General features: G+C 64.4%; 25 protein-coding genes. 9 read left to right on the top strand and 16 right to left on the bottom strand.

Going from position 1 to position 25,363, the window contains the following annotated elements:
* Positions 1 to 10: 10 nt before the first annotated feature.
* From AC1TPF_RS21205 to AC1TPF_RS21180, 6 genes are read right to left on the bottom strand one after another with little or no spacing between them, the layout of a single operon-like run.
* Positions 11 to 1,291 (bottom strand): MSMEG_0569 family flavin-dependent oxidoreductase, encoded by a 1,281-nt coding sequence (locus tag AC1TPF_RS21205; protein ID WP_482145226.1) that lies wholly within the window; start codon positions 1,289 to 1,291, stop codon positions 11 to 13.
* Positions 1,288 to 1,605, bottom strand: coding sequence for an MSMEG_0570 family nitrogen starvation response protein (locus AC1TPF_RS21200; RefSeq protein WP_482145225.1), 318 nt, complete (start codon positions 1,603 to 1,605; stop codon positions 1,288 to 1,290). The genes AC1TPF_RS21205 and AC1TPF_RS21200 overlap by 4 nt, the downstream gene beginning before the upstream one ends.
* A complete protein-coding gene (locus AC1TPF_RS21195; protein WP_482145224.1) occupies positions 1,598 to 2,491 on the bottom strand; it encodes a carbon-nitrogen hydrolase family protein in 894 nt (297 codons plus the stop codon). Before AC1TPF_RS21195 ends, AC1TPF_RS21200 begins: the two co-directional genes overlap by 8 nt.
* Complete coding sequence (locus tag AC1TPF_RS21190; RefSeq protein ID WP_482145223.1) at positions 2,488 to 3,897, bottom strand: MSMEG_0567/sll0787 family protein; 1,410 nt, start codon at positions 3,895 to 3,897, stop codon at positions 2,488 to 2,490. Before AC1TPF_RS21190 ends, AC1TPF_RS21195 begins: the two co-directional genes overlap by 4 nt.
* 2 nt (positions 3,898 to 3,899) lie before the next feature.
* The gene (locus AC1TPF_RS21185) at positions 3,900 to 4,955 is read right to left on the bottom strand and encodes an MSMEG_0568 family radical SAM protein (protein WP_482145222.1); all 1,056 of its coding nucleotides are present in this window, start codon (positions 4,953 to 4,955) and stop codon (positions 3,900 to 3,902) included.
* 9 nt (positions 4,956 to 4,964) lie between these two features.
* Positions 4,965 to 5,489, bottom strand: coding sequence for an MSMEG_0572/Sll0783 family nitrogen starvation response protein (locus tag AC1TPF_RS21180; RefSeq protein WP_482145221.1), 525 nt, complete (start codon positions 5,487 to 5,489; stop codon positions 4,965 to 4,967).
* 254 nt (positions 5,490 to 5,743) lie between these two features.
* On the opposite strand from AC1TPF_RS21180, the gene AC1TPF_RS21175 reads away from it, so the two are divergent.
* Genes AC1TPF_RS21175 through AC1TPF_RS21165 form a run of 3 tightly spaced genes read left to right on the top strand, consistent with a single transcriptional unit; the run spans position 5,744 to position 8,341 of the window.
* Complete coding sequence (locus AC1TPF_RS21175) at positions 5,744 to 6,556, top strand: ABC transporter permease (RefSeq protein WP_482141474.1); 813 nt, start codon at positions 5,744 to 5,746, stop codon at positions 6,554 to 6,556.
* Positions 6,556 to 7,314 (top strand): ABC transporter ATP-binding protein, encoded by a 759-nt coding sequence (locus AC1TPF_RS21170; protein WP_482145220.1) that lies wholly within the window; start codon positions 6,556 to 6,558, stop codon positions 7,312 to 7,314. Before AC1TPF_RS21175 ends, AC1TPF_RS21170 begins: the two co-directional genes overlap by 1 nt.
* A gap of 13 nt (positions 7,315 to 7,327) precedes the next feature.
* Positions 7,328 to 8,341 carry an ABC transporter substrate-binding protein gene (locus tag AC1TPF_RS21165; RefSeq protein WP_482145219.1) on the top strand — a complete coding sequence of 338 codons (1,014 nt, stop codon included), beginning with the start codon at positions 7,328 to 7,330 and terminating at the stop codon, positions 8,339 to 8,341.
* Positions 8,342 to 8,432: 91 nt separating this feature from the next.
* Here AC1TPF_RS21165 and AC1TPF_RS21160 read toward each other — a convergent pair whose 3' ends face one another.
* From AC1TPF_RS21160 to AC1TPF_RS21120, 9 genes are all read right to left on the bottom strand, one after another.
* Positions 8,433 to 9,248, bottom strand: a complete 816-nt coding sequence (locus AC1TPF_RS21160; RefSeq protein ID WP_482145218.1) for an ABC transporter ATP-binding protein — start codon at positions 9,246 to 9,248, stop codon at positions 8,433 to 8,435.
* Complete coding sequence (locus AC1TPF_RS21155; RefSeq protein WP_482145551.1) at positions 9,245 to 10,273, bottom strand: FecCD family ABC transporter permease; 1,029 nt, start codon at positions 10,271 to 10,273, stop codon at positions 9,245 to 9,247. Before AC1TPF_RS21155 ends, AC1TPF_RS21160 begins: the two co-directional genes overlap by 4 nt.
* An 11-nt stretch (positions 10,274 to 10,284) precedes the next feature.
* Positions 10,285 to 11,286 (bottom strand): FecCD family ABC transporter permease, encoded by a 1,002-nt coding sequence (locus AC1TPF_RS21150; RefSeq protein WP_482145550.1) that lies wholly within the window; start codon positions 11,284 to 11,286, stop codon positions 10,285 to 10,287.
* Positions 11,287 to 11,324: 38 nt separating this feature from the next.
* Positions 11,325 to 12,341 carry an iron-siderophore ABC transporter substrate-binding protein gene (locus tag AC1TPF_RS21145; protein ID WP_482145217.1) on the bottom strand — a complete coding sequence of 339 codons (1,017 nt, stop codon included), beginning with the start codon at positions 12,339 to 12,341 and terminating at the stop codon, positions 11,325 to 11,327.
* A 179-nt stretch (positions 12,342 to 12,520) separates the two neighbouring features.
* Positions 12,521 to 13,303 carry an AraC family transcriptional regulator gene (locus AC1TPF_RS21140; protein ID WP_482141140.1) on the bottom strand — a complete coding sequence of 261 codons (783 nt, stop codon included), beginning with the start codon at positions 13,301 to 13,303 and terminating at the stop codon, positions 12,521 to 12,523.
* A 14-nt stretch (positions 13,304 to 13,317) separates the two neighbouring features.
* Complete coding sequence (locus AC1TPF_RS21135) at positions 13,318 to 14,124, bottom strand: N5-glutamine methyltransferase family protein (RefSeq protein ID WP_482145216.1); 807 nt, start codon at positions 14,122 to 14,124, stop codon at positions 13,318 to 13,320.
* Positions 14,121 to 14,861, bottom strand: a complete 741-nt coding sequence (locus AC1TPF_RS21130) for a hypothetical protein (protein ID WP_482141144.1) — start codon at positions 14,859 to 14,861, stop codon at positions 14,121 to 14,123. The genes AC1TPF_RS21135 and AC1TPF_RS21130 overlap by 4 nt, the downstream gene beginning before the upstream one ends.
* A 204-nt stretch (positions 14,862 to 15,065) precedes the next feature.
* Entirely contained in the window at positions 15,066 to 16,232 is a 1,167-nt protein-coding gene (locus AC1TPF_RS21125) for an iron-containing alcohol dehydrogenase (protein ID WP_482145215.1), read from the bottom strand.
* Between the two features lie 24 nt (positions 16,233 to 16,256).
* Complete coding sequence (locus AC1TPF_RS21120) at positions 16,257 to 17,753, bottom strand: CoA-acylating methylmalonate-semialdehyde dehydrogenase (protein WP_482145214.1); 1,497 nt, start codon at positions 17,751 to 17,753, stop codon at positions 16,257 to 16,259.
* Between the two features lie 132 nt (positions 17,754 to 17,885).
* On the opposite strand from AC1TPF_RS21120, the gene AC1TPF_RS21115 reads away from it, so the two are divergent.
* The 4 genes from AC1TPF_RS21115 (at position 17,886) to AC1TPF_RS21100 (ending at position 21,829) form a co-directional block, all read left to right on the top strand.
* Positions 17,886 to 18,770: a LysR family transcriptional regulator gene (locus AC1TPF_RS21115; RefSeq protein WP_482145213.1), complete on the top strand. Its 885-nt coding sequence runs from the start codon at positions 17,886 to 17,888 to the stop codon at positions 18,768 to 18,770.
* A gap of 178 nt (positions 18,771 to 18,948) precedes the next feature.
* Positions 18,949 to 20,121 (top strand): acyl-CoA dehydrogenase family protein, encoded by a 1,173-nt coding sequence (locus AC1TPF_RS21110; protein ID WP_482145212.1) that lies wholly within the window; start codon positions 18,949 to 18,951, stop codon positions 20,119 to 20,121.
* Positions 20,122 to 20,155: 34 nt separating this feature from the next.
* On the top strand, positions 20,156 to 21,280 hold the full coding sequence (locus tag AC1TPF_RS21105; protein WP_482145211.1) for an acyl-CoA dehydrogenase family protein: 1,125 nt from the start codon (positions 20,156 to 20,158) through the stop codon (positions 21,278 to 21,280).
* A 93-nt stretch (positions 21,281 to 21,373) separates the two neighbouring features.
* Positions 21,374 to 21,829 (top strand): SRPBCC family protein, encoded by a 456-nt coding sequence (locus AC1TPF_RS21100; protein ID WP_482141156.1) that lies wholly within the window; start codon positions 21,374 to 21,376, stop codon positions 21,827 to 21,829.
* A 10-nt stretch (positions 21,830 to 21,839) separates the two neighbouring features.
* On the opposite strand, the gene AC1TPF_RS21095 is transcribed toward AC1TPF_RS21100, so the two are convergent.
* The gene (locus AC1TPF_RS21095; protein WP_482145210.1) at positions 21,840 to 22,628 is read right to left on the bottom strand and encodes an HAD-IIA family hydrolase; all 789 of its coding nucleotides are present in this window, start codon (positions 22,626 to 22,628) and stop codon (positions 21,840 to 21,842) included.
* Positions 22,629 to 22,719: 91 nt separating this feature from the next.
* Here AC1TPF_RS21095 and AC1TPF_RS21090 point away from each other — a divergent pair, with 91 nt between their 5' ends.
* Together AC1TPF_RS21090 and moeA are read left to right on the top strand one after the other, a co-directional pair.
* The gene (locus AC1TPF_RS21090; protein WP_482145209.1) at positions 22,720 to 24,081 is read left to right on the top strand and encodes a M20/M25/M40 family metallo-hydrolase; all 1,362 of its coding nucleotides are present in this window, start codon (positions 22,720 to 22,722) and stop codon (positions 24,079 to 24,081) included.
* Positions 24,081 to 25,316 carry a molybdopterin molybdotransferase MoeA gene (moeA, locus tag AC1TPF_RS21085; protein WP_482145208.1) on the top strand — a complete coding sequence of 412 codons (1,236 nt, stop codon included), beginning with the start codon at positions 24,081 to 24,083 and terminating at the stop codon, positions 25,314 to 25,316. The genes AC1TPF_RS21090 and moeA overlap by 1 nt, the downstream gene beginning before the upstream one ends.
* Positions 25,317 to 25,363 lie beyond the last annotated feature (47 nt).

Here is a 25,363-nt window from a genome sequence, read left to right as displayed (position 1 = left end):
GCCGACCAGCCTAGTGACTCGATGTGGCCTGCGCGGTCGGAACAAGCCCTGCGGTCAATTGATCGGCCAGATACTCGGCGTCACGAGCGATGGCAGCGAATCGTCCGGAGCCCCAGGTGTGCTGCCACGGAAGGCCGAGGAAGTAGACGCCGGGTGTCGAGGTGACGCCGCGATTGTGGGTCGGCATCCCCTCTCCGTCAAAGACTCCGACCTTGAGGAAGCGGTAGTCGGTACGGAAACCGATCGACCACACGATGGCCGACACATCCGAAGTCTCCAGATCCAGTTCGGTCACTTCGGTATCCGGCGTCCACACCGGGACATACCGCGGTTCCGTCGGTGCGTCGATGCCGGTTCGATCGATGTAGGCATCGATGTCGCCTTTGATCGCGTCGCTGACGGCGTCGGCGGCGTCGAGGTTCTTCGCCAGATTCGGCGCGAAGGTCAGGGTCGTCCCGATTAGCCCGGTGGACCGGCCGTGCAGCTGCATACCGTCGCGGGCGAAGGCACGCAGGTCGATGTCCCGCCCGCCGTCGCGGCCGGTCACGTAGTGATTTGTCTTCTCGCGCTTGGACAGACCGCCGGGGTGCTCGTCGATCGAGACGTCGTAGACACCCATGTCGTGCAGCCAGGCGACGCAGTCCCGACCCCGGTAGAAGCGGGCCACCCGTGGGGCACTTCCCGTGGCCAGGTGTACTTTTCGACCGGACAGGTGCAGATCCTCGGCGATCTGCGCTCCGGACTGCCCGGAACCGATCACCAGCACTGCTCCCTCGGGGAGCTGGTCGGCGCCGCGGTACTGCGACGAATGTATCTGCGCGATCCGATCCGGAAGCTTCTCTGCGAAACGCGGGATCACCGGTGTGTGATAGCCGCCGACCGCAACCACCACCTGCTTCGCGTGCAATGGCCCGGCTGTGGTGGCGATGTCGAATCCACCGCCTGCGCGTTGGCTCACGGATATCACCGAAACATGTTCGCGTACCGGAGAATCGAAGGTCCTTGCGTAGTCGCAAACCCAGGCATACACCTCGTCGCGGCTCATGAAGCCGTCCGGATCGTCGCCGGAGTACTCGTAGCCCGGCAGATTGCACTGCCAGTTGGGCGTGACGAGGGTGAAGTTGTCCCAGCGTCCATCCCGCCATTCGTGGGCAATGGTGTCGCGTTCGAGCACCACATGGGCGACACCGCGTCGGGTGAGATGCCAACTGACAGAGAGCCCGGCCTGACCGGCGCCGATGACCACCACCGGCACCTCCTCGATCGGGGTACTCACTGAAGATTCGTTCATGATGTGTGTCCTGCCTGTGTCGGCGTGATCAGGTCTCCACCGCTCATCGTCAATATCTGGACCTGCCCGTCGGGCATCTGGCGCGCCGCTGCCTCGATGTTCTCGAGTTGAGCGGCCGCCGACGTGCAGGCGAACCCGAACTTCGCGCGTACGCGGTCACTGGCGATGGTCAGGGCTTCGGTGCTGCGGGATACGAACTCCCCCACCGAGTACTCTGTGCCCGGCTCCAGGAAGTCGTGCATGACCAGTGAGGGTGAATAGCATTGTTGCTCTGAGCCGTCCGGCCAGCGCACGGTGAACGTCATTTCAGGCATAGGTGAGCTCCTCGACTCGGTTTGGCTCGGTGACACTGCCGTAGATCTCGGGTCGACGATCACGCAGGTTGTACATACCGCCACCGCGGGCGGCTGCCATCGCTGCCTTGACATCGAGCGTCGCGGTCGCCAGGCCTTCCTGGGTGCCGGTGTCTGCGAGGATCTCCCCGCCCGGTCCGACCACCTTTGCGCTGCAGACGAATCGCAGGGAGCCAAAGGTTCCGGCCTGATTCGATGCCACCCAGATCAGCTGGTTCTCCAACGCCCGGGCCCGGTCGTAGATGTCGAAACGCTGCTTCCAGCGGTCGTCTTCCATGTTCGGTGTGGTGTTGGTCCGCGAGGTCGGCCACGCCGACAGGGACGCGACGATCTCCGCCCCACCGAGCGACAGCGCCCGGGCAGCTTCAGGAAATGCCTTGTCGTAACAGATCTGCATCCCCATCCGCCCGACCGGAGTATCGAAGGTCGGGTACCCCGAACCGGCTGAATAGCAGAGGTTTTCACCCAAGGGTTGATGGACCTTCCGGTAGGAACCGAGAATCCCGTCGCCGCTGAGGGTGACAGCCGCGTTGTAGCGTGTGTCGCCATCGGCCTCGCAGAAGCCCAACGTCACGGTCATGTCGCCGGCCATCTTGATGACCCGCTCCAGTTCCGGGCCACCGAGTTCGAGAGCGGGAGGCAGACTTTCGAGTCGCCGTTGCCGCGCCTCCGGACTCTCGTCGCCTCCGCCGAGGCTGGGCAGATAGCCTCCCAGCGCAGCTTCCGGAAGGACCAGTAGGTCGCTGCCCCGCTGCCGCGCCAGTTCGATGAGCGCACCGATGGTCCGGTATGCCTCCTCCATGTCGCGGCCGAACTGCGCCGACGCGACAGAAATTGTGGTGCTCATGCTTTCCCCAATCCTGTGACGGTGCCGTGCACCGCTTGTGTGATCGTGCCGTCGGGCCAGCGCAAGCTGACGCCGTGGCCTTTGATGAGTCGTCCACAGACCACGCTGGTCGCCGGTCCCGCATCGGGGACCTCTCGGCCCGGCGCGTCTGCCGTGATCATGGCGAATCCCGGGAAGGCGGTGACCCACTCGCCCATCGCCACGCCCGAAGGTCGTGGGATGGTGGCCATGTCGAGCAGCGCACCGGTCCCACTGGCTTCGGACAGCATGCCGGTGGTTCCGACCAGCCCGGCCATGCTGACGTCTTTTGCCGCAGCCGGAGCTGCCCGCTGCACGAATGTTCCCATCCGTACCAGATCTCGAGAATTGCGCGTGGATGTGGAATCCCACTGTTGCCCTGCATATCCCGGACGCCAGTTGCCTCCGAGGTCTGCGGTGAGCCGAAGGTCGTGGCCTACCTGCCCACCCCCGGCCGGGACCGGTGTCGCGGTACGACCCAGCGCGGTCACCGACAACGACGACGGAACACCGGCCTGTGTGTGGCCGCCGAGGACCGGAACACCCCATGCAGCAGCTGCTCTGGCCATCCCGCGAACGATCCGGGTCAGTTGTGATCGGGTGGGTGCGCCCACCGCGTCGAGCAGTCCCACCGGGGTGGCGCCCATCGCGGACAGGTCGTTGAGATTGACCAGTACGCCGCACCACCCGGCCCATTCCGGATCGCGTTCGACCATCGACGGGATGATCGCGTCGCAGGCCGCGATCAGATCGCTACCGGGAACCGGTGTGCCGTCGTCACCCCGGAAGCCGCTCCGCCCCAATCCCATCGACTGCTCTGTCAGTGGTGCCAGCACGTCGGCAAGCATCGCCTTGGTGGCCGTGACGAGGCGCTCGATCTTGTCGATCGGCCAGCGCATCGCCGCGTGGGTGACCCCTGCGACGTCGACGTCGGCGGTGTACTGCCATCCCAATGACGTGAACATCGGCTGGTATCGCTGCTGCACCGCGGCGTCGAATCGCAGGACCCCGGAACTCTCGGCATACGCGCTTGCCGCTCGTACCAGTGCCGGACCGACTCCTCGTGCCTGTTCGGTCGGTGCCACCACCAACCGACTGCCTGCCCACCACCCGATGTCATCAGTTGTCGCCGGCGCGAGCCGCACCCCACCGAGCACCGTGCCATCGGGAGCCATCGCACAGAGCACAACGGTGCGAGGGTCATCGTCGACATCATCGTGGTCGGATCCCCTGAACAGCTCTTGCTGCACCACAAACGCTTCGTGGCGAAGGGTCCGATACCGGTCGAGTTCCCTTGTGTCCAGGGCCGGCTGGATGATGAAGGCGGCCGGTGATGCGGCGCGGCGCGGCCCGGTCAGAATGGCCAGGTCAGGGATACCGGCGTGCATGATCAACCTCCGACATTCTGCAAGACACTGCATGCACCGCAGGCGGCACATCCGGCTTTCTGATCGGCGCCGAGCATCCCCGCGGCAGTCAACTCTTTCGCGACCCGGCGGGTGACGTCCTCGACGACGTCGCTGCGTGGGGCGACGGCACGGTCCACGTCGACGGCGAGCGATCCCTCATGTGGACGGAACGGCACCACAAAGGGATACACGCCCATGTCGATGAGTTCACGTGCGCCTGCGACCAATTCGTCGGGGTCTTCACCCAATCCGACCAGCAGGTACGTCGACACCTGATTGCGACCGAACACCCGGACCGCCTCGGCCCACGCCGCCCGGTACTCGTCGGTGGACACCGTCGCCTTGCCCGGCATCCAGCGCTTGCGCACGGCGTCGTCGAGCGACTCGATGTGGATGCCGATCGATTCGGCACCGGCGTCCTTCAATTCGGTGAGCGTGGCCAGGTCACCGGGCGGTTCGCACTGGACCTGGATGGGTAGATCGGGCACCACCGCTTTGACTGCGCGGACGCAGCGCGCCAGATGTTTGGCGCCCCGGTCCTTCGCCGCGGAGGTACCGGTGGTCATGACCATCTGCTTCACCCCGTCGAGGCGGACGGCCGCCTCGGCGACCTCGGCCAACTCTGCAGGCTTCTTCACCGCCACGGTCGCACCGGACCGCAGCGACTCCTCGATGGTGCAGAACCTGCAGCGCTGTGACTCGTCATAGCGGATACAGGTCTGCATCACCGTGGTGGCCAACACGTCCCGGCCGTGGAGCTTGGCGATCTTCTCGTACTCGATGCCCGTATCGGTGCGCAGGTCGTAGAAGGCCGGCCGTTCGATGGCCGTGACCTCCAGACCGGTGTCGGCTCCGTCGAGCAACACCTGACCGCCGTCGAGTACATAAGGACTCAGCGGATTGCGCGGTATCGCGGCGCTGAGGCCGTCAATGATCAGGTGACCGTCGTCGCTGGGTCCTGCGCCTGCGGATCGGCGCAGCGGGGGTGAGCCGCGAACACCGAGCAGCGCAAGATCTACGCGTGCCGATACGGACATTCCCTCACCTCAGACCATGTAGGTGGAGTTGATGATGGCGCCCTTGCGCGAATAGTGGATCAGCGCATCCTGCACATCGAGCGGATGCGCCGGGATGACCCCTTCGATGAGGTCTTCTTCGCGGCCGCCGTGCAACGCCAGACCGAAGCGGCAACAGAACACCGTGCCGCCTTCGGAGATGAACGTCGCGAGCGAATCGTTGATGTTCTGCTCACCCGGGAAGCCCGAGTCACCGGTGGTCGGAAAGCCGCGGGTGGCCAGGCAATTGATGGCTCCGGGTCCGTAGAAGTACATTGCCGATTCGAATCCCTTGCGCAGTGCGCGGGTCGCCTGCAAGACCGCCACAAAACTCACCGACGATTCGTGGGCGATGCCGTGGACCAAGGTGAAGTACGACTCGCCCTCCTGCGCCTTGTAATCGGGGAAGATCTTGGTGCCGCCGTAGATGTTGGTGCCCTTCGGCAACGATGGATGTGGGATCTCGGCGATGGACTTCTTGATATTCTCGGCGATGGACTGATCGATCTCGGACATAGAGTCCTCCTGATAGGACGGAATGTTGAGGTCGCTGCGGCTGCTTTGCCGCTAGGCGAGGAGCCGGAACCGGCTGCGATTACCAGTACAAAAGTTCCCGGTTTCAGACTGGTTATCGCAGGACTAACAGTGCAGTTCCAAGAGCTCACAGCGGTAACACGGAGGAAATAGGCCACTTTCGCGACTTTCGCTCTGCGCGATCCAAAAGGTTCTCGGGGCACCACGAGCCCCATAGCGTCTCTCTGGTGACCCAGATCGCACCTGCCTCCATCGCGAAACCACCTCGCGTATCGAACCGCGGCTCACACCGTTTCTGGACGGTCGTTCGGTGGCTCTCGCCGCTCTTTGTCCTACTGCTCTGGCAACTGGGTAGCGCCATCGGGCTGATCCCCCAGGACGTGGCGCCTGCGCCCTCACTGGTCTTCGAAGCCGGCCTCGAGACCATCGAATCGGGAGAACTCGCCGACGCCCTGACCGCATCGGGATGGCGCGTGATCCAGGGACTGCTTCTCGGCGGCCTGATCGGTGTCGCGCTCGGCGTACTCGTCGGCCTGTCGCGGATCGCCGACTCCCTCCTCGACCCGTCACTGCAGATGGTTCGCGCGCTCCCCCACCTTGCGTTGATCGCCCCGTTCATCCTCTGGTTCGGAATCGGTGAGACCCCGAAGATCCTGATGATCGCGCTCGGAGTGATGTTCCCGCTCTACCTCAACACCATCTCGGCGATCCGCCAGATCGAGCCGAAGCTCCTCGAAACCGGCCGGGTGCTGGGATTTGGTGCTTGGCAACGCTTTCGGATCATCATCCTGCCCAGCGCCGCACCACAGGTCCTTGTCGGACTGCGCCAGTCACTGGCCATCGCCTGGCTGACACTGATCGTGGCCGAACAGATCGCCGGCGGCGAAGGCATCGGCTTCATGATCAACAACGCGCGCGACTTCCTCCGGATGGACATCATCTTCTTCGGCCTGGTCATCTACGCGTTGCTCGGCTTCACCACCGACGCCGCCGTCCGCCAGCTAGAGCGTTACGCATTGCGCTATCGACCCAACAATGAGGACGTGTGATGACACTTATCTCTGACCCTCGGGCGACGGCCAAGCCCACCGACAAGGCGGACGTAGCCGCCGAATTGAATGCCGTATCACTGCATTACGGCGACAACCAGGTCCTGGACAATCTGAGCCTGAAGGTACGCCACGGCGAGATCGTGGCCCTGATCGGCCGCAGCGGCTGTGGCAAGTCCACGACCCTGCGCGTGCTCGCCGGGCTCACCGACAACTACACCGGCGACACCTCGGTTGCCGGCGCCCCCGCCGTTGCCTTTCAGGAACCACGGCTGTTCCCCTGGCGATCTGTCGCCCAGAACGTCGGCTACGGGCTCAACCGGGTGAAGGTCGCAAAGTCGAAGACCCAGGCCCGCGTCGTCGATGCACTGACCCAGGTCGGTCTCGACGACAAGGCCGATGCATGGCCGCTGACCCTGTCCGGCGGTCAGGCACAACGTGTTTCACTGGCGCGCGCCCTGGTGGGCGAGCCGGAGCTGTTGCTGCTCGACGAGCCGTTCGGGGCGCTCGACGCACTGACCCGACGGACCATGCACGACCTGCTGCTCACCGTGTGGAAGCGGCACCAGTTCGGCGTCCTCCTGGTGACACATGATGTGCACGAGGCGGTCTCGATCGCCGATCGCGTCGTGGTGCTCGATGAAGGCCATATCAAAGATGAAGTTGTGATCGACCTGCCCCGCCCGCGCGAGGCAGGACACCCAGAGCTGGCCGAGGCGGCACAGCATCTGTTGAAGAGTTTGGGAGTTGTCGAATGAAGCGAGTTGTTGAATGAAGCTCAGTGGTGCCATCGGGTCTGCGGCCCTGGCTCTCTCGTTCGCGTTGATCGCGACCGGATGTGTGTCGCAGGATGACAAAGGCAGCGAGGACGTCGCAAACACAACGGTGTCGGTCGCCGAGCTCAGCGGCGTGACCCTGAAAGTCGGTGACCAGAAGGGCATCACCGAGCCGCTTCTCACCGCGGCCGGCGAATTGGACGACCTGCCGTACAAGATCGAGTTCTCGATGTTCACCTCCGGGCCTCCCCAGGTGGAAGCGGCAACCGGCGACAAGATCGACTTCGCCGTCACCGGCAACACACCGCCCATCTTCGGAGCGGCCAACAACGCCAACATCAAGGTCGCCGCCGCCTACCAGGCCTCCGGGAAGGGTGACAAGATCCTGATCCCCAAGGACTCGACGCTGACCTCTGTGTCCGAACTCAAGGGCAAGAAGATCGCTGTGGCCAAGGGAAGTTCGGCGCACGCCAACGTCCTGGAACAGCTCGACGCCGTCGACGTGAGTGTCGACGACGTGGAATTGGTCTTCCTGCAGCCCGCCGATGGACTGGCAGCCTTCCAGCAGGGCTCCGTGGACGCCTGGGCGATCTGGGATCCGTTCACCGCCATCGCCGAGGCCCAGACCGGCGCAAAGACGTTGGTCAATGCCGAGCAGAGCTACGCCTTCGGAATCGCCTCAGCGAAGGCGCTCGCAGATCCCAAGCGCAATACCGCGCTTGCCGATCTGGTCCAGCGCATCGCTCGGGCCACACAGTGGGCGCAGGCGAATCCGCAGGAATGGGCCAACCACTACGCACAGTCGGTCGGTGTCGCCCCCGAGGTGGCGCAGATTGCCCAAGAGCGCAGCATCAAACCGGCGGTCCCCCTGACCGATGAGGTCGTCGCATCCGAGCAACTGTTGGCCGACCTGTTCTACGATTCCGGTCAGATCCCAGCGAGCCCGGACTTCAACACCTTCGTCGACCGCCGCTACAACACCGTGCTGGAGCCGTACTTCGGAACCTAGACAGCGAACACTGGATCCGGGACAAATGCACCTGTTCCAGTCATTTACACACGTTGTAACGTGTGCAAATGACTGGAACGGGTGCGTTTGTCTACCGACTCGGTTCGGTGAGTACGTGATGACGGCCGAGCGGTAGCATCAGCGGCTTGCCCGATGTCGGGTCGAGGATGACCTGACTGTCGAGGCCGAACACCGCCCGGACGTTGTCCTCCGTCAGGACCTCCGCGGGTTCGCCTGCGGCATGGACGTTTCCACCGGCGAGGGCTATGAGGTGGTCGGAGTACCGGGCCGCGAGATTGAGATCGTGCAACACCATCACGATCGTGGTGCCACGGTCGCGGTTGAGGTCGGTCAACAGGTCGAGAACCTCGATCTGGTGACTGACATCGAGAAATGTCGTCGGTTCATCGAGCAGCAACACGTCGGTCTGTTGGGCGAGAGCCATTGCGATCCAGACTCGTTGGCGTTGCCCACCGGAGAGTTCATCCACCGGTCGATCGGCCAGCGCCGAGGTCTCGGTGGCATCAAGTGCGGCAGCCACGGCTTCGTCGTCTTCGTGGGTCCATCGAGAAAACAGCCCCTGATGCGGATGCCGTCCGCGTCCGACGAGATCGGCGACCGTGATTCCTTCAGGGGTGATCGGCGACTGCGGCAACAGACCGAGGGTGCGCGCCAACTGTTTGGCCGGCGTCTTGTGTACCTCGGTGCCGTCGAGCAGCACCCGGCCCGAGCGCGGGGTCAATAGTCGCGACATCGACCGCAGCAGAGTCGATTTACCGCACGCATTCGCACCCACGATCGCGGTCACCTTGCCAGGAGGCACCAGAAGGTCCAGCTTTTCGATGACGGTGTGTTCGCCATAGCCGAGCGTCAGGTTCTCGACAAGGAGTTGGTGTGTGGTTGTCACAGCGAGCCTCCGGCGCGGTTGGTACGAACGATCAGATAGATGAGGTACGGGGCGCCGAGCACACCGGTCACGACACCCACCGGGTAGCGGGTGCCGAAGGCGAACTGTCCGACGAAGTCGGCCACCAGCACCAGCAGAGCTCCGACCAGCGCGGCCGGCACGAGCAACGAGCCGTTCGGTCCGACCAGGCGCGCGGCGATGGGGCCGGCCAAGAACGCCACAAATGCGATCGGCCCCGAGGCTGCGGTGGCGAAGGCAAGAAGTCCCACGGCAGCGACGATCACGATCAGCCGGGTTCGGTTGACCCGCACCCCGAGTGCCGATGCGGCGTCATCGCCGAGCTGGGACATCTCGAGATTGCGGGACTGTCCGAGTAGCACTGGTGCCAGCACGACGAGTGCGAACAGAACCGGGATCGCCTGGGTCCACGACGCGCCGTTGAGGCTGCCGGTCAGCCACCGCATCGCCTCCTGCTGATCCCATTCCGCGGCCTGGTCCAGCAGATAGTCCGTGATGCTGTGGAGCATCGCCGCAATACCGATACCGATGAGGATGAGACGGGTTCCGACAACGCCGCCGCGGAACGAGAGCGCGTAGATCAGCACCGAAACAGCAAGTGCGGAAACAATGGCGAAGATCGACACCTGGGTCGCACCGAGCGAAAGCGTGACGATCGCGAAGGTGGCCGCAGCACTGGCACCCGCACTGATCCCGATGATGTCGGGGCTGGCCAACGGGTTGCGCAGCATGGTCTGAAAAGTGATGCCGGCCAGCCCGAAACACAAACCTGCGGCGACAGCCAGGACCGCGCGTGGGATCCGCAGGCGACCGACGGTGAAGGTCGCACCCTGGACCTGCTCCCCCAGAATCACTTTCAGAATATCGCCGGGTGGGTAGAACGTCTTGCCGAACATCAGGGTGATGGCAAAGGCAGCCGCGATGAGCACCACCAGGATCGCGATCACCCAGCGACGGCGGCCACCTCGGATCTTGCGGTTCCGGGCGATGGTCTGCGCCGTCACCATGGTTTCCGAACTCACAGTGCACCGACCTTCTGACGACGGACGATGTAGATGAAGAAGGGTGCGCCGATCAGCGCGGTCAAGATGCCCACGTCGATTTCGGCGGGGCGCGCGACGATCCGTCCGATCACGTCGGCCACGGTGAGCAACACCGCGCCGGTGACCGCCGAATACGGCAGCAACCACCGATAGTCCACGCCGACGATCAGTCGGCAGGCATGCGGGACAACCAGTCCGACAAAGGCAATGGGGCCTGCGACCGCGGTCGCCGCGCCACAGAGAATGATTGCTCCCAGGGCGGCACCGCCGCGGACGAGCGCTACCCGCTCACCGAGTCCGGCGGCGAGATCGTCACCCAACGCGAGTGAGTTGAGGCCACGCGCCGACAACATCGAGATGATGAATCCGACCATCAAGAAGGGCAAAACTTGCTCGATGCTGGAATAGGTCGCTCCACCGACGCCGCCAACGCGCCACGATTGGACGGTATCGGCGACATCGTTGCGGCCCAGAATGATTGCGGTGACGAAGGAGACGAGCGCCGCCGAGGTGGCGGCACCGGCGAGCGCGAGTTTGAGCGGTGTGGCACCACCACGACCGAGTGAGCCCACGCCATAGACGAACACGGCGGCGGCCGCGGCACCGATGATGGCGACCCAGATGTAGGTAGACGCCGCGGCCAGGCCGAAGTAGCTGATACCGATGACCACGGCGAGCGATGCGCCCATGTTCACACCGAGTATGCCCGGGTCGGCGAGCGGGTTTCTGGTCACGCCTTGCATGACCGCACCGGATACGCCCAGCGCGGCGCCGACGATGATCGCCAGAAACGTTCTCGGTATCCGCTTTTCGACCGCGGCCTGATTCATTCCCTCGGAGTCACCGCCGAGTACGGCGAAGACATCCGACCAGTCGACACCGCGAGAACCGACCTTGATCGACAAGATCGCCACCACAACCAAGACTGCGGCGACGATCAGGAACCCAAGTGCCCGCACCCGTCTCGGGCGTCGCACGATGGCAACGCCCGAGGCGGACTGCGAAGTACCTTGTGTCACTTGGACTTGTCTGCTGCTTCCGCGAGCAGCGCGACGTAGTCGTCGAGCACCCAGGAGATCGACAACGGAGTCGGGTTCGCAGCGGTTCCCAGCGGAGTGCTGGGCAGGGCCACGATGGCACCGTTGGCCACTGCCGGCATCTGGGACAGCAGCGGGTCGGCCTTGAGGGTCGCGACCAGGGCCTCGTCGCCGTAGGTCACGATGATGTCGACGTCACTGAGGCCGTCGATCTGCTCGGCACTGCGTGTCGCCGAGAACTTTTCCGTCTCGGCTGACGCCGCGGCGATGCTGCCGGGGGTCTGCAACCCGAGGTCCTCGAAGAACAGTGCGCGGGTGTCGTGGGTGGTGTAGAAGCTGACCTCGCTGAGATCAGCGGCGTCTACGTGCGTCAGGAACATGATCGACTTGTCCTGCAGCTGCGGGTATTTCGTCCCGGCAGCGGCAACCTCAGCCTCGAGGCCAGCGATGAGCTCGGCGCCCTCGGCCTCCATGCCCATACCCTTGCTGTTCAGCTCGATCATCTGCTGCCAGGGGGTGCCCCACGCGGTTTCGGGGTAAGCCACCACCGGCGCGATCTCGCTGAGGGTGTCGTAGTCCTCCTGGGTCAGGCCGGAGTAGGAAGCGAGGATCACATCGGGGTTGGTGTTGGCGACGCTTTCGAAGTCGACACCGTCGGTCTCGTCGAACAGCACCGGGGCTTCGCCGCCGAGCTCATCGAGCCGCTCGCTGACCCACGGCAACATGCCGTCGCCGTCGTCGTCGCCGAAGTTCGCGGCCGCCATACCCACGGGAACGATACCCAGCGCCAACGGCACTTCGTGGTTTGCCCAGTTCACGGTGGCCACCCGCTCGGGCTTCTCGGTGATGGTCGTGGTTCCGAGCGCGTGCTCGATGGTGATCGGGGTGAAGTCACCGTCGCCGCCGTTGTCGTCCGAGGACGACGAGCAGGCCGCGAGCCCGACCGCGAGCAGCGCTGCCGCCGCGAATGCCACCAACTTGGGTGCGCGAGACATTGTTCCCTTTCGGTTCGTGAAACAAAAAGACGCATTCACCGGCGGGCCCACCGGCGACCGATCAACATCGGTAAGGATTACCTAACAGAGGCTAGATCGCGATGCTTGCGATTGCAATCAAGCAAATGCGACAGGGTTTGTCGCGAAACAGACAAGTGGTGGGTCGCCGCCCACACCCCTCACAGCTCGCGGAACCGGCCCGGGCTCATTCCGGTGACCCGGCGAAATGCCGTTCCGAAGGCGCTCACCGAGCGATAGCCGACTCGCCCGGCAACATGGTCGATCGGGTGCCCCTGGGCCAGCAACGTGATCGCATGCTGGACGCGCGCGGTGACCACCCACCGGGTGAAACCGATGCCTGTCTCGGAATCGAATGCCCGCGTGATCGTGCGGGCGCTGACGCCGAGGCGGCTCGCCCACTCCCCCAACTGCGTCTCGTCGGAGGGGTCGGCCTGCACGGTGGCGACAATCGGCGCCAGCAGCGCCGACTCCGGAACCCGCAGCAACAACTGATGTGGCGCCGGGGTCAACACGTCGAGAACCATGGCCTCCGTGGTCGACCGCGATACATCGTCGAGATCATCGGCACCGAGCCGGTCGAGCAACAACCGCAACAGCGGAGAGACCTCGACGGCCACCGGCTCATCCGAAATGGACGGGACCTCACGAATACTGAAATGCACTGAGCTGAGCGCTGTCCCGGCCGGTGTCCATCCCGAATGCAGGACCCCCGCGGGAATCCACAAGCCGATCGTCGGCGTGATCGTCCAGACCCGAGGGCCGACGGTGGTCGACGACGACCCCTTGGCACTCCACAGCAATTCATGCGTCGGGTGGGAGTGTTCTTCCCACTGGGTGTCGCGCGAGATGACCTCGTACACACCCGCGATGACAAATGGGACCTCGATGGCGCCTGCCTCATAGACGGGCAGGCTCCGCGTGTCGGCCACCTCGATGCTCACCCGACCACCATAGGTCAGCGAACGCGGCGCAGCCCCACCACAGTCGTCTGTCGGTCGCCGCCGCCCGGCCATTCCAGGCTGTAGCCGACCTGCGCGGCGCGAGACATCGCGTACGCAACTTGGTCCGCATTCATCTCGATCAGAACGCAACCGTTGTCCGACAACCACTCCGGAGCATCCTCGATCAGACCGCCGATGTGGTCCAGTCCGTCCGGACCACCGAACAGGGCGTGGTGCGGCTCGTGGTCCAACGCCTCTCGTGGCAAGAATTCCGAGGCGGTGGTCGGGACATACGGCGGCACGGCTGCGATCACGCCGATCCGCCCCCGCAACATGTCGGGCAGGGCATCAAATCCGACACCCCGATGGACCATCGCAGTGCCGCCCAAATTGACGGCGGCATGCTCCAGTGCGCCGGCATCGATATCGGCGGCATGGATCTCGAGCCTGGGCAAAGCCCGTTTCACCGCGGACGCGATCGGCGCGACACCACAAAACGCTTCCACCACAATCGGATCCCGGCCGGCGCGTGCCGCTGCGATCGTCGCCCGCGCCAAAAATCGTGAACGCTGTCGTGGCACAAAGACACCCGGACCGACGGACAGTCGGAGGTCGTCGAAGGACACGTGCCCGACGATGTGCTCAAGCGGCTCACCGGTCACGCGTCGCCTGCACAACATGTCGAGTTCGGCAGAGCTGCAGGCGAATTCCCTGAGAATGGCCGCTTCCTCGGTCGCGAAAACGCAACCCGCTCGACCGAGCCGAACGGCGATCGGATCCGGGATCGCGCATGCCTGCCGAATCATCTCGGCATCGGTCATACCGGATACTCGACGATCACGAATCCGTCGTCGATGGCGGACAATCGGGCCCCCACCCCGTGCATCGCCGTCGCCGCCGCCGCGATTCGGCGATACGCCTGCGCTGCCGCAGGCAATGTGGTCGCGCGGTCGGCCGCGTGCCGGTGGCCCAGAATCTCAACGGTCCGCACCACGACGCCGCCAACCACCGCGTGCTGCCGAAGCCGACTGTGTTCGGCAATCAGATCCATCGATGGACCGATCCGGGCCGAGACCAATGCCCACCTGCGGTCGGCGGTCTCCCCGGGCCCGAACTGAGCTCGCACCTGCGCCATGGTGCCGTCATCGACGGCCGGGCCGCTGCACTGCGACAACTCACCACCACGCTCCACCAGCCACGGAGTTGCGCCGGACGCCTCAACGGTGAGCTGCGCGCCGGGTTCGTCGAGAACCTCGTCGATGATCCGAAGCCGCCACCGAAGGCCCGGGGCCAGGACGCCCACGGGAACATCGACACCGCCGACAGGTTCGAGACCACGCCTGCGACGGGACGGCCGACGTGCGTGCAGCCGCCCGTCCCGCATCGGCGATACCAATGTCCAGCCGGCGACATGTGCGGCCATCAGTTGCTCACCCACTGCGGCAAGTTTGTCCGCCACCTCCGGCAAGGACCCGGCATCGTCGAGTTCCCAGTCGAAGAGCGCCGAATACTCGGATCCCGGCCACGGTGAAGGTGCTCGGTTCGTTTGTACAGTCATCTGTGCCACCTGGTTCTCAGTCGGCAACGAAAGGGTCGACCGCGGGGACTCGGCGGTCGATTCCACCAACCCATCGCGTTCGGCAGCTCACCGCGCCAATTCAGTTGAAGAGAACGGGGTCCCTCACAAATGAGGTCCGGCGTCAGCCACAAAGTATAGCCACGGAACATGCACAGAGCACGCGATGTCCGTTACGCCGAGGTTTTACGCTCCGGCGTAGATCGTCCGGTAAATGTCACAGATCTGATCCGCGTCAGGCACCAGCGGGTTGTTGGCCGGCGATCCCGATGCCAGCGCCTGTTCCGCCATCAACGGCAGGAGGCCGTCCCATGCCGTGCGTTCGATGCCGTACGCCGCCGGTGTCGGGACCTCGACGTCGGCGCACAACCGCTTGAGTTCCTCCACCAGGGCGCTCGCCGCGGTCGGATCCGATGTCGCGTCGCCGGCAACCCCGAGAGCCCGCGCGCATTCTGCATAACGCAGAGGAGCACCGGAGATCGAGAATTCCGTCACCGCCGAGAAGAGCATCGCATTCGACAACCCATGCGCCACATGGAAGTGCGCACCGATCGGCCTGCTCATGCCGTGCACCAGCGCCACACTCGAGTTCGAGAACGCCATCCCCGCCTGCATCGACGCCAGCATCATGGCCTCCCGCGCGCGCCGGTCCTGCCCATCACGGTAGGCGGAACGCAGGTGCTTGCCCACCGTGTTGATCGCGGTCAGGCACAGACTGTCGGTGTAGGGGTTCGCCTTACGGCTCACGTAAGCCTCGATCGCGTGGGTCAGTGCATCCACGCCGGTGTCGGCGGTCAGTCGCGGTGGCATCGACAACGTGAGTTCATAATCCACGATCGCAGCGACGGGGAGAAACGAGGTCCCCGGGCACAGCATCTTCTCGTCCGAGGTGCTGTCGGTGATGACCGTGAATTTCGTCGCCTCCGAACCGCTTCCGGCGGTTGTGGGAATCGCGATGATCGGGAGCGCATCACCCGAATACTGGCGCGGCGCCCTGAAGTCCCGCATCTCACCTCCCGACACGGCAAGCACGGCCAGCGCTTTCGCGGTATCCATCGGACTACCGCCACCGAATCCGATCACCGAGTCGGCCCGATGCCCTCGCACGGCATCGAGCCCGGCCTGCAACGACTCCGTGGTGGGGTCGGGCACGGTCTCGGCGAATACCGCAACGTCCACACCGGCGGCGGTGAGGATCTCCGACGCCCTCGCCACCACACCCGATCCGACGAGGTAGGAGTCGGTGACGATCAGCGGGCGGGTGACACCAAGGGCGGCAACGATCTCACCAACTGCACTGAGTGAACCTCCTCCGAGTCGCAGCAAACGCGGCAGTGCGATATCCGTTGTCATGAAATCTCCCGGCACCGAAAGGACTCAGCTGTTCTCAGGGAATCCGAGGTTGATGCCGCCGTGACTCGGATCGAGCCATCGACTGGTGATGGCCTTGGTACGCGTGAAGAAGTGCACGCCTTCCATGCCGTGTGCGTGGCTGTCCCCGAACAGCGAGGCCTTCCAGCCACCAAAGCTGTAGTAGGCCATCGGAACCGGGATGGGCACGTTGATGCCGACCATTCCCACCTCGACCTCGTTCTGGAAACGCCTGGCCGCACCGCCGTCGTTGGTGAAGATCGCGGTCCCGTTTCCATAGGGGTTGGCATTGATCAAGTCCAATGCCTCGTCATATGTTTCAACGCGCACAACCGAAAGGACCGGCCCGAAGATCTCATCGGCGTACACGCTCATCTCGGGGGTGACGTGATCGAGCAGCGTCGGCCCGAGCCAGAACCCATCAGCCGGCCGATCAGGATTCTCGGTGATCGTGCGTCCATCCACCACGACCGTGGCGCCCTCCGCTTCACCGGCGTCGACATAACCGCGGACCTTGTCACGGTGCGCAGCGGTCACCAGCGGCCCCATGTCCGAATCCTTGGTGCCATCACCGGTTTTCAACGGCCGGGTGCGATCGACGATCTTTCCGACGAGTTCGTCGGCGATGTCACCGACAGCGACCAGTACCGATATCGCCATGCAGCGTTCACCGGCTGAGCCGAATCCGGCATTGACCATGGCGTCGGCAGCCAGATCCAGGTCGGCGTCGGGCAACACGATGGCGTGATTCTTGGCGCCGCCGAGCGCCTGCACCCGCTTACCCGCAGCGGTCCCGGTGGCGTAGACGTACTGCGCGATCGGCGTGGAGCCGACGAATGAGACCGACTTGATCGACCGGTTGGTCAGCAGCTCGTCCACCGCCACCTTGTCACCCTGCAAGACGTTGAACACCCCCTCGGGCAGCCCTGCCTCCGCCCACAATTGCGCCATCCACAAGGCCGCCGACGGATCCTTCTCACTCGGCTTGAGCACCACGGTGTTGCCTGCGGCAATCGCGATGGGGAAGAACCACATCGGGACCATCGCCGGGAAGTTGAACGGCGAGATGATCGCAACCGGTCCCAGCGGCTGGCTCACCGAGTACACGTCGACGTTCGTCGAAGCGTTCTCCGTGTAGCCACCCTTGAGCAGGTGCGGTATGCCACAGGCAAATTCGACGACCTCCTGGCCCCGGCCAACCTCGCCGAGCGCGTCGGAGACGACCTTGCCGTGCTCGGCCGTGATGATCTGCGCCAACTCGCCTTTGCGTTCGTTGAGCAGTTCCCGGAACTTGAACATGATCGAGGTGCGCTTGGACAACGAGGTATCGCGCCAGGCCGGGAACGCGGCAGCGGCAGCTGCGATCACAGTTCTCGCGTCTTCGACCGACGCCAGCCGCACCTGCCCACTCACCACACTGGTCGCCGGGTTCGTCACGGGCGCAAGCACATCGGATGAGCCGGTAAACGGCTTCCCCTCTGACCAGTGGGCGATCTCGAACATCTGCACTCTCCTTGAAACATTGGTGGTCACTTGAACGTTGGCGGTTACCCCAAGGCTGCCCTTGCATCAACGCACGGTCAACAGCCAATACTGCATTTGCATCTGCATAAATGCACACGACAGAATGAGGGCATGCCGAGTGCCGACCACCTGAGATACCTGCTGGAGCTGTCCCGAACAGGGCGACTCATCGAAGCCGGTCGCCGCCTGGAGGTCGACCACACCACCGTGAGCAGGCGAATCGCAGCCCTCGAACGCGAGACCGGCGAGCGACTCTTCGATCGGCACACCTCCGGCTGGCAGCTCACGGCCGCCGGACAACGCATGCTCCCCCACGCCCTCGCCGTGGAGGCCGCAGTGGCTGCCGCCTACGCCACCACCACCCCAACCGACGAGCTCACCGGATCGGTTCGCATCGTCGCTCCGGATGGCTTCGGGGTGTATGTGTTGGCGCCGGCCCTGCTGCAACTCCGTTCAAGCCATCCGGAGCTGACCGTCGAAGTGGTGACCGCAACCAGCCACGACCTGCTCACAGTCCGCGATTTCGACGTGGCGATCACGCTGGAGCGCCCGAATCGCCGTTCCAGCCTGATCACCAGATTGGGTAGTTACACCCTCGGCCTGTACGCGGCGCGCGACTACCTCGAGTCACACGGTCCGGTGACCGAACTCGGTGCGCTGAACGAGCACACCATCATCTGGTACGTCGATGCGCTACTCGATGTCGAGCCGTTGCAGATCCTCGACCATCTCGGACCCGGGATCACGGCCAGGGTGCAGATGAACAACATTGCCGGACATCACCAGGGGGCCCGGACAGGTCTTGGCATCGCACCGCTGCCGACCTACGTCGGCGAGGCCGATCCCGCACTGACTCGAATACTGCCGCAACACTTCTCGGTCGAACGCGTCTACTGGCAAGTGGTCGCACGAGATACCTCGCGTTCACGACGGGTCCGAGCGGTCACCGACCTCCTCGGCGAAACCGTCAGCGGACATCAGTACCTGTCCGCGTGAACTGTGAGGTCACATCGCAAGGACATGGCGGCTACGGTCACGCCCGCGACCATCAGAACTGCGGAGAGATCATCATCGTGCTGATCGTCGACGATGTCCGGGCCTACAGTGTTCCGTGGATCAGGCGATGTGCGTAGATCGCGACGCGACCCCACGCGAACGGGAGTATCAAGGAACCATGCACCTCAAACTCAGCGACGAAGACGTTGCCTTCCGCGAGGAACTGCGCACCTTCTTCACCACCGAAATACCCAAAGAACTCCGTGAGCGTGCCGCGGCCGGCACCTCGATCTTTCCCGACGACATGATCGCCGTGCAGCGCAAACTCAATGAACATGGCCTGGCAGTACCGAAGTGGCCGGTCGAGTGGGGTGGCAAAGACTGGACGCCGGTACAAAAGCACATCTGGCAGAACGAGATGAACCTCGCCTCCGTCCTGGAACCGCTGGCTTTCAACGCCGACATGGTCGGGCCGGTGATCGCCAACTTCGGCTCGCAAGAACTCAAGGAACGGTTCCTCCCGCCGACCGCCAACCTCGACATCTGGTGGTGCCAGGGCTTCTCCGAACCCGAAGCCGGCTCCGACCTGGCATCCCTCAAGACCCGGGCTGTGCGCGACGGTGACCACTATGTGGTCAACGGCCAGAAGACCTGGACCACGCTGGCGCAGTTCGCCGACTGGATCTTCGCACTCGTCCGGACCAATCCGGATGCTCCAAAACGACAGGCGGGCATCAGTTTTCTGCTCATCGACCTGAAGACCCCTGGCATCACCGTCCGTCCGATCCAGCTGATCGACGGCGGCTATGAGGTCAACGAGGTCTTCTTCGAAGACGTGAGGGTACCGGTCGGAAACCTTGTCGGCGAAGAGAACGCCGGATGGAGCTACGCCAAGTTCCTGCTCGGCAACGAACGCGCCGGGGTCACCCGGGTTGGTATCACCAAGAACCGGCTGGCCCGCGCCAAGGAACTCGCCGCGACGATCCCCTCCGGCAACGGAACGCTTCTTGGAGATCCCCTGTTCGCAGCTCGGCTCGCCGAACTCGAAAATGAACTACTGGCACTGGAACTCACGCAGATGCGGGTGGTCGCCTCATCTGCGAACGGAAAGCCCGACCCGGTCTCGTCAGTCCTCAAACTTCGCGGCAGTGAGTTGCAGCAGGCTTCGACGGAACTACTTGCCGACATCGCAGGCGTCGATTCGCTTGCCGTCAATGCTGCCGACATCGGCTCTCCCCATTGGGCGCAGGAGACGGTCCCGACCTACCTCAACTACCGGAAGGTGTCGATCTACAGCGGCTCGTCAGAGGTTCAGCGCACCATCATCGCGTCCTCCATCCTCGGGCTGTAGTCGCCCCCGCATCTGTAAAGGACCACCGAACACCATGGATTTCGAATACAGCGAAGAGCAGACGATGCTGCGTGACACCACGCGCGATGTGCTGTCCAAGTTCTACGATCTCGAAAAGCTCCGCGCGGTCACCGATACCGACCTCGGCTGGAGTCGCGACCTCTGGAAGTCATTGGCAGAGATCGGGATTCTCGGCCTGCAATTCAGCGAGGACGATGGCGGAATGGGTGCAGGCCCCGAAGAGGTCGGTGCCGTCCTCGGCGAGTTCGGCCGCGCCCTGGCACCCGAACCGCTCCTCGACGCGGTGATCATCCCCGGCGGGATCATCGCCGACACCGGCAGCGCCGAGCAGAAGTCGAAGTACCTGCCTGCGCTGGCCGCCGGTGAAGTGCTGGCCGCCTTCGCCCATATCGAGCCCGGCGATCGCTGGCCGAACGCGGCGGTCGCGACAACCGCGACCCCATCCGGCGACGGCTACACGCTGACCGGCATCAAGAATCCGGTGCTGCACGGCGACTGCGCCGACGTCCTCGTCGTCACCGCCCGCCTCGACGACGCCGTCCGGCTGTTCCTGGTCGATTCTGCTGACCGTGGTGTCACGCGCACGCCGTTCCGGACGCATGACTCGCGGCGCGGCGCCCAGATCGACCTGCAGGACGCTCCGGCGGCCCTGCTCGATTCCGGCGACACCGCTGCTGCGCTGATCCGCAGTGAGGTGCTCGCGCAGGTCGGGTTGTGCGCCGAGGCTGTCGGTGCCATGGACGAAACCCTGCGCCTGACGGCCGAGTATCTGAAGCAGCGCAAGCAGTTCGGAGTGCCGCTGGCCACGTTCCAGACGCTGACGCACCGGGCCGCGGACCTGTACGTCCTTGTCGAGCTGGCCCGCAGTATGAGCCTCTATGCGACGGTGTCGCTAGCAGACGGCGACATCGATCCGGTCATCGCCTCGCGAGCCAAACTGCAGATCTGCCGGTCGGCCCGCAAGGTCGGCCAGGAAGCCATTCAGATGCACGGCGGCATCGGAATCACCGCGGAGTATCCGGTCGGTCACTACGCCAGTCGCCTACTTGCCATCGAACACACTCTCGGAGGTAGCGCCGAACATCTGCGGACCCTGTCCGATCGCATCGCAGACTATGACAAGATCCTGATCGGATAGTGACAACGTACATTGACGAAGTCGGGTCCGCGGTTCATTGATGAAGCCGTACCGACGAGTTCGTTCATGACGTAGAACCGCGACAGGAGAAACATGGCTGCCCCATTGCTCGAAGCGTCCACCGAGATCAAAGCCTCCCCGGAGCAGGTCTGGAAGGTGGTGTCCGACCTGCAACGGATGGGCGAATGGAGCCCGCAGTGCCGCAAGACCATCGTGCGCGGCGGCGGACCGGTCACCCTCGGAACCAAAACCATCAACATCAACAAGCGCGGTCTGCTGGTGTGGCCGACCAGGTCGAAAGTGGTGCGGTACGAGCCGAACAAGGAGATCGCCTACAGGATCGCCGAGAACAACAGCGTGTGGAGTTTCACCATCACGCCCACCGCCGACGGCGTGAAGCTGACGGAACGCCGCGAGGCACCCAAAGGGACCAGCAAGGTCTCCCAGGTCCTCATCAATGCCGCGATGGGCGGCGAGAAGCCGTTTGACGCCGAGTTGGTCGACGGGATGAATCAGACGCTGACGAAGATCAAGCTCGCCATCGCCTGATCACGGTGGATCAGAGTTTTTCCAGTAGCGCGGGCAGGTCTGCGACCGAGTCGATGACATGGTCGGGGACCTGCCCGAACTCGTCTGCTTCCAGGACCTCGAGTTGTTCGGGCCGGAACTTTCCGGTGCGAACCAGAACCCCGACCATGGCAGCTTTTTGCGCGCCGAGAACATCGCTGAATATGTCGTCGCCGACCATTACCACCTCGGCCGGGTCAGCGACTCCGAGCATCTCGATCGCGGACCGAAATCCCAGTGGAGACGGCTTCCCGATCGCGGGGATCTTCTTGCCGGTCGCCTTCTGCAGGCCTTCCAAGTAGATACCCGTGTCGATTTTCGGCCCCGACGCGGTCGACCATGACAGCGACCGGTGCATCGAGATGGCGGGTACGCCGTCGATCATCCAGCCCAGTGCCTTCGAGAGCAGCTCGTGGGTGAATGAGGGCCCGGCACCGCCGAATACCACCACATCCGGGTTGTCCTCGACCAGATCGATCCCGTCCATGTCGTCGGAGACCTGTCCTTCGTTGAGGACCACCACCCGCTTGCCCGGGTGCTTGGCACGCAGGTATTCGGCCGTGAGCACCGCGGCGGTCAGCACCTCATTGTCATCCACTTCGAATCCGACTCGGGTCAGCGTTTGCGCGATCTGACTCCTCGACTTGGATGTCGTGTTGGTCAAGAACATCCGGGGCATCCCCGATGCGGAGATCGCCTCCAACGCTTCGACGGCACCGGGCAGAGGTTCCCACGAGGTGACGATCACCCCGTCGATGTCGAGTAGCAACCCTTCAGCCATGACTCAAAAGCTAGTCCTGCCCCTAGGCGGCCGCACGGCGGGATGGCCGCCTTGCTGACAGGTGCCCTTCCGTTCCGGCATGCTTGGCGTCATGGCCGATCAACGCGCACCCCAGTTTTCCGCACTGTCCAAACGAGTCGCCGGCCTCATGACACGCGCGCATTCTGACCTCGCCGATGTGGTCGCACTGCCGTCGGTGCACCTCGATCCGGCCAAACGCAGCGACTGCCGGGCCAGCGCAGCCTGGGTCCGCGGAGCATTTTCCGACGCAGGCATCGACTCCCTGGTGATGGACACCGTCGACGGGAGCCAGACGATCCTGGGGTTCGTGCCCGGCCCGGCCGGTGCGCCGACGGTTCTGCTCTACTCGCATCACGATGTGCAACCGTCCGGCCCAGAGGAACTGTGGGACAGCGCGCCGTTTTCGCTGACCGAACGTGCTGGTCGATGGTTCGGACGGGGCGCATCGGACTGCAAGGGCAATCTGGTTGCCATCCTCACCGCATTGCGCGCGCTCGATCCGCTCCCGCCGGTCGGGATCCGGATCGTCATCGAGGGATCCGAAGAAGCAGGCGGCGAAGGACTCGACCACCTGGCGCGCACGCGACCCGAACTCTTTCAGGCCGACATGATCCTCATCTGCGACACCGGCAACGTCGCGCCCGGCATTCCCACGCTCACCACCAGCCTGCGGGGCATGGCCGCAGTGAAGGTGTCCGTGGAAACCCTTGCCTCCGAAGTTCATTCCGGCCAGTTCGGGGGCGGCGCGGCCGACGCACTGGCCGCGCTGATAGCCGGCCTGGCAACTCTTCGCGACGCCGACGGCAACACCACGATCGACGGCCTCACCAACGATCAGTCCTGGCCCGGCGCCGCCTACGACGCGCAGCAGTTCCGGGCGGACTCGACCACCCTCGACGGTGTCGACCTCATCGGTTCGGGCTCCCCCGCCGAAATGGTGTGGGCGCGCCCGGCGGTGACCGTGATCGGTATCGACGCACCACCGACAGCCGGCGCCCCGGCCGCGATCAACCCGCGGGCAGCCGCGCAATTGAACTTGCGGGTACCACCAGGCATGGATCCCGACGAGGCCGCGACAGCGCTGGAAAAGCATTTGCGCGAACACATTCCGTGGCATGCCCGGGTGGACGTCGAGATCCAGGCGACCGGCGCCCCGTTCTCTGCCGTCACCACCGGACCCGGCTACACCGCCCTGACCGCGGCGATGGCCAAGGCCTACGGCAAACCCGTCGTCCACTCGGGCCAGGGTGGATCGATCCCGCTGTGCACCGTCCTCGCGGAAATCTGTCCACAAGCCGAGATCGCGTTGCTCGGTGTCGAGGAGCCTGCGTGCCGGATCCACGCACCGAACGAGAGCGTCGATCCCGACGAGATCTCCAAAACTGCACTGTCCCTTGCCCTTTTCCTCTCGAAGTACGGAGCCAAGAACTGATGCGCAGCGTCTCCGAACATCAGGATGCGGTGACCGCTCTGTTCCGGGCGCCACGCGTTGTCACCGTGCCTGCCGCATCGGCACTGGGCCGGGTACTCGCCGAAGACACCGATGCCCCGATCACGTTGCCCGGCTTCGACAATTCGGCCATGGACGGCTATGCCGTCCGCGCCGAAGACATCGCCACCGCCACCGAGGACGCCCCGGTGGCCCTGCCGGTGGCCGCCGACATCCCGGCCGGACGGAGGGACGCGCTAACGCTGGCGCCCGGAACCGCGCACCGGATCATGACCGGGGCACCGATGCCTGCAGGCGCCGACGCGGTGATCCAGGTCGAACGCACCGACGGTGGCACCGACACCGTGCGGGTCTTCGCAGCTGCCCCGGCCGGCACAGCGATCCGGCGGGCCGGATCCGACATCGGCATCGGAGCCCGCGCGCTGCCCGCCGGTCGAGTCCTGCGGGCACCGCAACTCGGTCTCGCCGCCGCACTGGGTCTGGCCGAATTGCCGATCTACGCTCCGCTGCGGGTACTGGTCCTCTCCACCGGCAGCGAACTGGTTCCGGCGGGCACACCACTCGAGTTCGGGCAGATCTACGAGTCGAACGGCGCGATGTTGACCGCGGCCGCCATCGAGGCCGGCGCGCATGCCGAGCAGGCTCATTTCGTGCCCGATGACGTCACCGAGTTCCGGGCCAGTCTCGACAGTTACATCGACGGAAAAGAAGGCCCGCATGTCGATCTGATCATCACCTCCGGTGGAGTCAGCGCGGGCGCCTACGAGGTCGTCAAGGACGCCCTCACCGGCGAAGGTGTCGACTTCGTGAAGGTTGCGATGCAACCCGGGATGCCGCAGGGCTGCGGCATCTACACGAGCGCAGGCGGCAACCCGGTGCCGATCATCACGCTGCCGGGCAATCCCGTGAGCGCGCAGGTGTCGTTCGAGGTGTTCATCCGCCCGCCACTGCGGTCCGCGATGGGACTACCGGCCCAGCGCCGAACCATCGCGGCATCGGTTACCGAGGCCTTCACCTCGCCCAAGGGAAAACGGCAATTCCGGCGTGGAGAACTCACGATCACCGATGGTGTCGCACAGGTCCGGCCCATCGGACCCCCGGCGTCACATCACCTCGCGTACATGGCTTCGGCCAACGTCCTACTGGACATCTCTGCCGACACCGACAAGGTCGACGCCGGCAGCACAGTCGAGGTCCTGGTACTCGAAGAGCTATGACACACCACCACCGATATCGCCTCGGACCTGCGAAAACACTCGCCTCA

The sequence above is a fragment of the Williamsia sp. Y853 genome, from assembly GCF_056786495.1.
This window is presented reverse-complemented; position numbering and strand designations above follow the sequence as displayed.